Source organism: Blastomonas sp. CCH1-A6, assembly GCF_001556365.1.
GTDB lineage: Bacteria > Pseudomonadota > Alphaproteobacteria > Sphingomonadales > Sphingomonadaceae > Blastomonas > Blastomonas ursincola.
In genome coordinates, this window is record NZ_LSIS01000023.1 from 1 (window position 1) to 639 (window position 639).

Annotated in this window: 1 protein-coding gene; it reads right to left on the reverse strand. The window is 59.2% G+C overall.

The window, feature by feature from the left end:
* The coding region (locus tag AX735_RS00785) for an IS110 family transposase (protein WP_156447380.1) at positions 1 to 639 on the reverse strand (639 nt) is incomplete at both ends.

A 639-nucleotide genomic window follows, 5' to 3' on the forward strand; every position in this document is an offset into this window, starting at 1 on the left:
CCGGAGCTAACCCAAGGAAGGCCGCGACGTGTCGTCGGCTTTCGAACTTTCGGCAAAAAACCTCTGCAACCAACATTGCCGCGCTGTTCGGACCAATGCCCTTCAGCTGCTCAAGGCGAACCGCTTTCTCTCGGCATGGGAAGGTAGACTCCTCATGGAGCACAACTTCAGCGCGGTCCCGCTCGATGTCCTTGATCTGATCGTTGAGCAACGCGAGCCGTTCGAAACAGCGCTCAATTTGTCGACGAAGGTTTGGTGGCAAAGGCCGCCCATCGCCGGTGCGCGTGTCGTCGAGCTGTTTTGACCAGTCACCACCCTTGATGGCCTTGACAGTTCGTATGCCCTGTAATGCAAGTAGCCCCCTGATCCGAGAGATAATTCGGGTGCGCTCGTGCACGAGATCGCCGCGCTCCCGCATTACTCTGCGTGCGTCCTCTTCTTCGGGGGAGGGCACGTCCACGACACGGCACACGCTTTTGTCGCCAGCGAGATAGGCTTTGAGGATCCCGATCATGGCTTCGGCGTCGATGCGGTCGGTTTTTGCGCGCCTGCCTCGCCGCGACACGAGGAAGCTGGCGGGATCCAGCACATATGTATCGATGTCGTTCGACCGCAGTAGCCTTGCGAGCCAGAAGCCAT